Origin of the sequence: Microcystis sp. LE18-22.4A (genome assembly GCF_027531105.1) — a bacterium.
Classification (GTDB): domain Bacteria; phylum Cyanobacteriota; class Cyanobacteriia; order Cyanobacteriales; family Microcystaceae; genus Microcystis; species Microcystis aeruginosa.
The window spans coordinates 1-4,801 of record NZ_JAPZRB010000245.1 but is presented as its reverse complement, the minus strand read 5'-3'; the positions used below and the strand labels follow the sequence as shown (position 1 = coordinate 4,801).

The 4,801-nt window shown below is 44.6% G+C and carries 8 protein-coding genes; 3 read left to right on the top strand and 5 right to left on the bottom strand.

The genetic code is table 11. The features are described 5' to 3' along the window. Positions 1 to 86: 86 nt before the first annotated feature. On the bottom strand, positions 87 to 362 hold the full coding sequence (locus tag O9295_RS11345; RefSeq protein ID WP_288033001.1) for a DUF433 domain-containing protein: 276 nt from the start codon (positions 360 to 362) through the stop codon (positions 87 to 89). A 479-nt stretch (positions 363 to 841) separates the two neighbouring features. Here O9295_RS11345 and O9295_RS11340 point away from each other — a divergent pair, with 479 nt between their 5' ends. Then, positions 842 to 1,060 carry a hypothetical protein gene (locus O9295_RS11340; RefSeq protein WP_288033000.1) on the top strand — a complete coding sequence of 73 codons (219 nt, stop codon included), beginning with the start codon at positions 842 to 844 and terminating at the stop codon, positions 1,058 to 1,060. Positions 1,061 to 1,174: 114 nt separating this feature from the next. Here the strand turns inward: O9295_RS11340 and O9295_RS11335 are convergent, their stop codons facing one another. Beyond that, positions 1,175 to 1,525 carry a hypothetical protein gene (locus O9295_RS11335; protein ID WP_288032999.1) on the bottom strand — a complete coding sequence of 117 codons (351 nt, stop codon included), beginning with the start codon at positions 1,523 to 1,525 and terminating at the stop codon, positions 1,175 to 1,177. A gap of 322 nt (positions 1,526 to 1,847) precedes the next feature. On the opposite strand from O9295_RS11335, the gene O9295_RS11330 reads away from it, so the two are divergent. After that, positions 1,848 to 2,039, top strand: a complete 192-nt coding sequence (locus tag O9295_RS11330) for a hypothetical protein (RefSeq protein WP_066030105.1) — start codon at positions 1,848 to 1,850, stop codon at positions 2,037 to 2,039. Positions 2,040 to 2,133: 94 nt separating this feature from the next. Here O9295_RS11330 and O9295_RS11325 read toward each other — a convergent pair whose 3' ends face one another. The 3 genes from O9295_RS11325 to O9295_RS11315 form a co-directional block, all read right to left on the bottom strand. Then, positions 2,134 to 2,331 (bottom strand): hypothetical protein, encoded by a 198-nt coding sequence (locus tag O9295_RS11325; protein ID WP_123230671.1) that lies wholly within the window; start codon positions 2,329 to 2,331, stop codon positions 2,134 to 2,136. 2 nt (positions 2,332 to 2,333) lie between these two features. Beyond that, complete coding sequence (locus O9295_RS11320) at positions 2,334 to 2,948, bottom strand: hypothetical protein (RefSeq protein WP_288032998.1); 615 nt, start codon at positions 2,946 to 2,948, stop codon at positions 2,334 to 2,336. Between the two features lie 197 nt (positions 2,949 to 3,145). Further along, positions 3,146 to 3,460, bottom strand: a complete 315-nt coding sequence (locus O9295_RS11315) for a helix-turn-helix domain-containing protein (protein ID WP_288032997.1) — start codon at positions 3,458 to 3,460, stop codon at positions 3,146 to 3,148. 122 nt (positions 3,461 to 3,582) lie between these two features. On the opposite strand from O9295_RS11315, the gene O9295_RS11310 reads away from it, so the two are divergent. Beyond that, a complete protein-coding gene (locus tag O9295_RS11310) occupies positions 3,583 to 4,704 on the top strand; it encodes a hypothetical protein (RefSeq protein WP_288032996.1) in 1,122 nt (373 codons plus the stop codon). The last annotated feature ends 97 nt before the right edge of the window (positions 4,705 to 4,801 follow it).

Genomic DNA, 4,801 nt, shown 5'->3' with positions numbered 1-4,801 from the left:
AGCCGCTACAAGGCTCTGATCCATCGAGTCTTCATCCAAATATAATGCCAGCCTGACTATTTATTTAACTTAGATTGAAGCCATTCCTATTCAAACTGTTTCACCTCAGCTTCTTCTTGTGCTAAATCAGTTTCAATTTCTTCCCTGTTGGCATGATAGTAAGTTAGAGCCGCATAAACTTTGGCTAAATCTAAATGGGGATGTCCCATCCGGTTTAAAATTTCTTCAGGAGTCAGCCCTAATTTATACCAAGAAACGAGGCGGCGCACTGTCACTCCTGTCCCCGCAATTGTTGGTCTTCCTCCTCGAATTTTAGGAGAACGATCAATCAAAGTGCCAATTTCAATTGTCGTCGCATTCATGATCTAAAATTATTAAGTATTTCAGCCTTTTTATTGTATCACAAATTCATTCAAATCGACCCAATTAAAAATTCATCGACTAAAAACTTAATTTTCACGCCCTGACAGAATCTTGCTTTTGCGGTTTAATTCTTATCATTTTTTTCGTTGAGGAGAAGTAAGCGATAAGATATAATACTGAAAAAAACCAGCCTAGAATTTTCATGAATAAAGCAACTCTCCTATCAGAAATGATTATAGAAAAACTGCACGCTCTTACCCCGCAACAATAGCAAGAGATAATAAATTTTATTGAGTTCTTGCAATTTAAGGCACAGAAAACAGAAATTTCAGAGAAAGAAAAACCGATTTCATTTTCTGAAGCGGCCGAGTAATACATTGGTTGGATGGGAGGCCGGGAGATTTAGCCAGTAATAAAGACTGTCTTCCAGTTATCGGCAGCAAATGAAGTCAAATATTTTTTAGATACGGGACTTTTAGTGGCAATAGTCAACCGTCGAGAAGCTTTTCACCAATGGGCAACTCAAGCAACTGCTAATTTGTCCTATCCATTCTTTAGCTGTGAAGCTGTCATTACCGAAGCGTGTTTTTTATTACAAAATGTTTATGGCAGTGAAGATGCTGTCATGGGATTAGTTATGAGTAAAAAGATTAACTCTTTTTCCTCGGTACTTAAATGGTCTCCTCTCATCTTCTGATGTATCTAGTTAGTATTATTCGTTGGCAGCAAGATAATCCTCTATCAGTAGCTTAATAGATAACTTAAATTTTCTTTAGGGTGATCGAGCGACCGAGGAGAGAATGACTGGTTCTCAAAAATCCTCGAAAATCGGGGCTAGGGTCGAGCGAGACATTCCCGAATCTTCCTCTGTATCCTCTCGATCGATTAACCGTTTCAGGGTTTCAATTTCCCGGTTGAGACCGGCAACCGTCGCCGTCACCTCCTCGATTACTGTTCTCATTTCTTGTTCAACGATTCGTTTGACGATTTGTTCAATATCGTTCTCTTGGTCGGGAGAACATTCCAATCCCTTACAGATGAGGTCGAGGGCGGTTTTTGTCTTGTCGAAACTGTCCCCCTTGGGAAAATGCCGCCGTCCGTAACTCTCAAAGCGTTCGTTGATCGCGTCGGGAATCCTCACCCCGATGGATTTCGATCTCATGGTTCCACAATCCGTTAAACATTGTTTGACATTACCATTCTATCTTTTTGTTAAACAATGTTTGACGGTGATGATAGAATAGAAATAAAAATGACTGAAAATCTGATCGTCGTTACCTCATAGCCTGGAAAGAAAAAGGAGCTTAAAAGGGGAGAGAAACATCCAGCCAGACTCGCATTAAAACTGCTGTCTCTGGTGCAGAAAAAAGGTCTAAATGTGATTACTTAAGGGAAAAATTGCAGTTATTTACCCTTATTTGACCGATAACTGAATTAAATAAGTATTTAAGGTTAATTTTCTAACTTTATCGGACAAGAAGATCATGGATATCGAAATTCCCCGCAAGATCGCTGAAAGCTTCGGACTTGACGAGAATTCAATCGTTGAACTCACAGAGAAGCCATGCAATCCAACGCTCGATCGATTGTTGGCCAGCATCCCAGAAGACTTTCCGTATCCAGAAGACATACTCGATTTTGTTGAAAGCGGGCCGGGTGGTAAGGAGATGATATGACAGGGTGAGGTGATCGGACGTTCGACAAAACGAACGTCCGAAGTCTCACGGCAACTGCGTGGTCGCAACCTTAAGCGTGATTATCGGGTGAGGACTATTTTTTCGATAGAAAACCGACGGACACCCCGAAATGGAGATTACCGATGCCCAATCCCCAACCCGCTCCCGATAGGGGTTCACCTTTAAGAGAAATGGATATGACCCCACCAGATAACAAACCCGTGATCTGACAGATGAGAAACCAATGTAACAGACGACGGCGTTCTCGTTCGATCGCACCCTGTAGGATCAAGGTTAGGTCATCTGTTCTGGTTCCTTCTTGGTACGTTGGATCAGCTTCTTTGCGATTAATTCTGGGGATTGTTTGAGGGAATCTAGGGACTCCTCGACCACACGACCGGATTTTTCTACCTGTGAACTTAGACCGGGGACGCTGAAATTGCGTTCTTTCATATAGTTTACTGTCAGGTAGTTGAAAGCGACGAGATTCTGGGCGGCAGCAAACTGGGCGGCCTCATCCACACGACGAAAATTATCCTCTTGAATGTCCTCTAAGGGATTGGTATCAACGAAGATTTCTTCGGTATCGACGGAATCGTTTATGACTTTTTCACTCTCTCGCTGAACTAATCCCGTCTGGGCGTTAGTTACGGGGGAATTTTTCTCGGTTTTGGTCTGTTTATCAGCGATTTCGGGGGTAGCACTCGGAAAACCTTCGAGAGTACCCCATTTCTTATAGTAGGTGTTTAGGTCATCGAATATTTGCACCTGTTCATCACTGTAGTAGCTGTTTCGACCGTGTTTCTCGGCTTCCATGGCGTAACCCAAGCGGATCAGGTGCTGACGGCGTTCGTAAAACTGGGTTTTTCCTATTCGGTAGCGATCGGGTAAGGAGGCGGCTTGTTGCATAATTTTTCATCTCCGAGGGGTTAAGAATAAAAAATAAATACCGAATCGAGGGGACAAAAAGCTGGAATAGTTGAAGGGTATGCGGAACTAACGTATAAATCCAGTATAGTCCCTAAAAAAAAGGCTTCAATTGGAAGCAAGAGAATTTCGTAAGTTATTGTCGGTTCGGTTCAGGGATTAAAAAGGCAAAATTAGGTTTACTTGTGACCGATTTCGGTGAGGAATCGATCGAGCGGGTAATCCAAAGCGTCGAGAATCGCTCGGAGGGTAGCCGTGCCGACGCTCTTGGCCGTTTGACTTTCTCCTGTTATCGCCTTGAAACCAGTCTCCAACTTTTGGATGTGCTGGGGGGAGATGTCCCGACCGGCATCCCTAATCTTATTTACCAACTTATTGCGAGATAGTCCCTGTGCCTCCCGAATCTCCTTTAACTTCAATCCCGATTCCTCGGACCATGAGATAGTCTCGACCATCTCGACGGGAATCATCACCGCTTTCTTCTGTTTCACCACGTCCAAAACCTCTCAGAAAAACTATTGTTATCGTCTATTTTATCACTTATAATATTAATATCACTGGTTGAAAAAAACAAACTTTGCGACTGTAAATAGTAATGTAGTCGGGAGGTAACGGCGTGAGCATCTGGTCTCGCTCTCCGCAAATCTGGACAGCCTACGGGTTAGAGTGGCGTTTTGAGTACAATTCTTTTAGTGCCAAGCGCACCGTCAGTGCGAACGGTTTTGTCCTCGATATTCCCGTTAAGTCCACCACCAAGTTCGCCTCGCCCCGGGTGTGGCTGGATGATTGGGCTAAAAAGAACCGTAAACGGCTGCCACCCGAACCGGAAGGGGCAGTCAACCTAGAACTGGATCTGTTTCCCCCGCAATCGGTACGGGTAGAGGTGGTCGATGACCTGACACCAGAAGAGGAACGTCAACGTCTGTTCTGGGAGCGCAAGGTAGAGCGGGCTTTCTACGAAGCGGGAACAGCCTTGAAGGAACTGCGGGATAGACGACTGTACCGTTCTACCCACAAGACTTTCGAGGAGTACGTTCAAGACCGATTCGGGATGAAACGCGCTCATTCTTATCGGCTGATCGATGCCGCTGCCGTCGTGGATAATCTTTTTCCCCTATGTCTCCAAATTGGAGACAATCTTTCGGAAATGTCTCCACAAGAAATGTCTCCAAATTGGAGACAAAATTCAACGGGCGAGAAATTGACAAACCCTGTCCCCACCAATGAATCTCAGTGTCGTCCCCTAACCCAACTGGAACCAGACCAACAGAGAGAAGTGTGGCAGCAGGCGGTAGAAGCTGCTGGTGGTAAAGTGCCGTCTGGTCGCATCGTCAAGGATATTGTACAGCGCATCCGGGAGCGAGCCAAAATTCCCATACCCTACCGGGTCGGTGATGTTTGCGAAATCCTGATCAAAGATAACCCCGAACTGAGAGGATTGGGTGGTTGTTGGTGTATCGTGATCGAGGTAAGAGAATTTTCCTGTCTGGTGCGGACTTGGAACGGTGAATATACCGTTAGAGAGGAGAATTTAAGGGATTTGCAGTATTCCCCCGACCACCGGCAAAAGATGCAACAACTGAGTGATCGTCTGGTTCATCTCCGGTCGTTAGGGGAAGAGGAGACGGTGAGGGCTATTCTAGAAACGTTGGGTTCTTTAAAACGTCCCTACCTGAACCCTTGGGAAGAAAAGTTAGGCTCTTCGGGAATTGTTATGCAAATAATTAACTTAAAATAAAATTCGATGAGAGCGCCTACGCTCAAAAGTAGCTGAAATCCATACAGGGAAGGACTTAAGGCACAAACAGGTTAATACCAAAAGATAGACAATTGAG

Coding starts and splice junctions, on each gene's coding strand:
- O9295_RS11345 (WP_288033001.1), bottom strand. CDS start 362: ATGAATGCGACGACAATTGAAATTGGCACTTTGATTGATCGTTCTCCT.
- O9295_RS11320 (WP_288032998.1), bottom strand. CDS start 2,948: ATGCAACAAGCCGCCTCCTTACCCGATCGCTACCGAATAGGAAAAACC.
- O9295_RS11330 (WP_066030105.1), top strand. CDS start 1,848: ATGGATATCGAAATTCCCCGCAAGATCGCTGAAAGCTTCGGACTTGAC.
- O9295_RS11335 (WP_288032999.1), bottom strand. CDS start 1,525: ATGAGATCGAAATCCATCGGGGTGAGGATTCCCGACGCGATCAACGAA.